Genomic DNA, 3,311 nt, shown 5'->3' with positions numbered 1-3,311 from the left:
CGCGCGCGCTTGCTGGTTTTCTCCTCTCTCGATTTGCACATTGACCGCGCGCCATGCCCTCGCGCGGGGTCCGGATATCCGACATGAATGCCCTACTAGCCCTATCCCGGTTGATCGATGCGATCAACACGGTGGTCGGCCGGTGCGTGACGTGGTTGACGCTGGTCGTCGTCCTGGTCAGCGCCGGCAATGCCGTCGTCCGCAAGACTTTCCAGATCAGTTCCAATGCGTGGCTTGAATTGCAGTGGTACCTGTTCGGCGCCATCTTCCTGCTGGCCGCCGGGTACACGCTGCTGCGCAATGAACACGTGCGCGTCGACGTGCTGTCCTCGCGCCTGCCGCGCCGCAAGCAGATCTATATCGACATCTTTGGCGTCATCTTCTTCCTGATGCCCGCCTGCCTGCTGATCACGTATCTGTCGTGGCCGATGTTCATCGATTCGTTTCTAAGCAACGAGCAGTCGTCCAACACGGGCGGCCTGGTGCGCTGGCCGGTGAAACTGCTGATCCCGGTCGGCTTCGCGCTGCTGGTGCTGGCAGGGCTGTCCCACCTGATCAAGTGCGTGGGATTCCTGATGGGCAAGTGCCCCGATCCGGGCGCGCGCGCCACCGATATCTCGGCCGAGGAAGCGTTGGCCCAGGAAATCGCGGAAGAAGCGCGGCTGCGCGAAGAACGCGCCTTGGCGGCGCAAGGCGGGCAGACGCCAGGCGGCGCCCGCGACCAGAACGGACAGGACGGACGCTGACCATGGAATTTCTGACTGCAAACATGGCCCCCATCATGTTCGCCACGCTGGTGGTGTTCCTGTTGATGGGCTTTCCCGTCGCGTTCGCGCTGGCGGCCAACGGCATCCTTTTCGCGCTGATCGGCATTGAGCTGGGACTGTTGAACGCGGCCTTGTTCCAGGCCTTGCCGCAACGCATTTTCGGCATTATCTCCAACGACACATTGCTGGCGGTGCCATTTTTCACCTTGATGGGGCTGGTGCTTGAACGATCAGGCATGGCCGAAGACCTGCTGGAGACCATCGGCCAACTGTTCGGCACCGTGCGCGGCGGCCTGGCGATTGCGGTGGTGTTCGTGGGCGCGATGCTGGCTGCCACCACGGGCGTCGTGTCGGCGTCGGTGATCTCGATGGGCTTGATCTCGCTGCCCATCATGCTGCGCTACGGCTATGACCGCAGGCTGGCCAGCGGCATCATCGCCGCGTCGGGCACCTTGTCGCAGATCATCCCGCCGTCGCTGGTCCTGATCATCCTGGCCGACCAGCTGGGCCGCTCCATCGGCGACATGTATCGCGGCGCGATCCTGCCCGGCTTCCTGCTGGCGGGCACGTATGTGGTGTTCGTCATCATCAAGTCGTACCTGAAGCCGGATTCGGCGCCCGCATTGCCCCAGGAAGCGCGCTCGTTTCGCGAAAGCAACGGCACGCGCGGCGGCCGTTCGCTGCTGGTGCTGATGATCATTTCGGCGCTGTCGGCGTACTTCGTCGGCCAGTACATCGAAGCCGACACGGCGCCGGTGGACGAGCAGATCGTGCTGTCGCTGCTGATCTGGGGGCTGACCGCCTTCATCATCGCCGGCGTCAATAAGGTCTTCAAGATCGGCATGCTTTCGGCCCTGGCCGAGCGCGTCACGTTTGTGATGATCCCGCCGCTGTTCCTGATCTTCCTGGTGCTGGGCACGATCTTCATCGGCGTGGCCACCCCGACCGAGGGCGGCGCAATGGGGGCCGTGGGCGCCATCGTCATGGCCATGATCCGCGGCCGCCTGACGCTGAACCTGATGAAGCAGGCCATGGACACCACCACCAAGCTGTCCACCTTCGTGGTGTTCATCCTGGTGGGCTCCACGGTGTTCGGCCTGACCTTCCGCGGCGTCAATGGCGACTTGTGGGTCGAACACCTGCTGGTCAGCCTGCCGGGCGGCGAAATGGGCTTCCTGATCGCCGTCAGCATCCTGACGTTCGTGCTGGCGTTCTTCCTGGACTTCTTCGAACTGGCCTTCATCATCGTGCCGCTGCTTGGCCCGGTGGCGGACAAGCTGGGGATCGACCTGATCTGGTTCGGCGTCCTGCTGGCGGTCAACATGCAGACATCGTTCATGCATCCGCCATTCGGGTTCGCGCTGTTCTACCTGAGGTCGGTGGCGCCCAAGGACCGATATAAGGACAAGGTGACCGGCAGGATGATCGAACCCGTGACCACGGGCCAGATCTACCGCGGCTCGATCCCGTTCATCGTGATCCAGCTGGCGATGGTGGCCGCCGTCATGGCGTTCCCGGGCCTGGTCATGCACTACAAGAGCGATGCCGCCGAGGTCGACGCCAGCAAGGTGAAGATCGAGGTGGATACCTCGTATGGCACCAGTACCTATGGCAGCGATGACCCGGCAGCCGGGTTCAAGTAGCGCGTCCATCCCGAAGAGAAAAAATGCCGGCGCTGCCGGCATTTTTTTTTGCGCGGGATATCCCTAAATGGCGGGCAAGCCGAATTGCATACAACATACCGTTTCCTTGCCAGGAGACCCGTATGCGAATGAACCGCCGCCATGCCCTGGGCGCGCTTGCCGCGTTGCCCCTGATGTCCCGTCCCGTCTGGGCCCAAAGCACCTTCCCAACGCGGCCCGTAAGGCTGCTGGTGGGCTTTGCGCCGGGGGGGCTGACCGACATCGCCGCCCGCGCGCTGGCCGAGCGCATGAGCAAGACGCTGAAGCAGAACGTGGTCGTCGAGAACCGCCCGGGTGGCCAGGCGATCATCGCCACGGTGGCGGTCGCGCGCGCCGAGCCGGACGGCTACACACTAGGGTTCGCCGGCACCAACGGCATGATCCTGAACCCCTTGCTGTACAACAACTTGCCGTACCAGCAGTCGGACTTCAAGCAATTGGGGTCCATGGGCAAGTCGCCCATGCTGCTGATCGTGCATCCCGCGCTGGGCGTGAAGAACGTGCAGGAATTCATCGCGCTGGCCAAGAAGAAACCGGGCGACCTGACCTGCGCCCATGCCGGGCGGGGCGTCATCAACCATCTGGCGCTGTTGCATTTCCAGTCCAAGACCGGCACGCAATTCCAGGACGTGCCCTATAAGGGCAGCGGTCCCGCGCTGTTGGACCTGATGGCGGGCACGGTGCAAAGCACCTTCGATTTCCCCACGTCGGCGCTGGCCAACATCAAGACCGGCAAGCTGCAAGCGCTGGCCGTAACGGCCGACAAGCGCCTGTCCAGCCTGCCCGACGTGCCCACCATGAAGGAGGCGGGCGTGGATGACTTCGAGCTGTATACCCGCATGATGATCTCGGGCCCCGCCGC

3 protein-coding genes are annotated in these 3,311 nt (G+C 63.4%); all 3 read left to right on the top strand.

The features are described 5' to 3' along the window. The first annotated feature begins 83 nt into the window (after positions 1-83). Positions 84-746: a TRAP transporter small permease subunit gene (locus ACE039_RS05380; protein WP_313465475.1), complete on the top strand. Its 663-nt coding sequence runs from the start codon at positions 84-86 to the stop codon at positions 744-746. Positions 747-748: 2 nt separating this feature from the next. Continuing rightward, complete coding sequence (locus ACE039_RS05375; protein WP_485821862.1) at positions 749-2,410, top strand: TRAP transporter large permease; 1,662 nt, start codon at positions 749-751, stop codon at positions 2,408-2,410. Between the two features lie 122 nt (positions 2,411-2,532). After that, the coding region (locus ACE039_RS05370; protein WP_485821861.1) for a Bug family tripartite tricarboxylate transporter substrate binding protein at positions 2,533-3,311 on the top strand (779 nt) is incomplete at its 3' end.

The sequence above is a fragment of the Achromobacter maghribensis genome, from assembly GCF_057334215.1.
The sequence above is the reverse complement of the archived record's forward strand: the minus strand, read 5'-3'. Positions and strand labels throughout refer to the sequence as shown.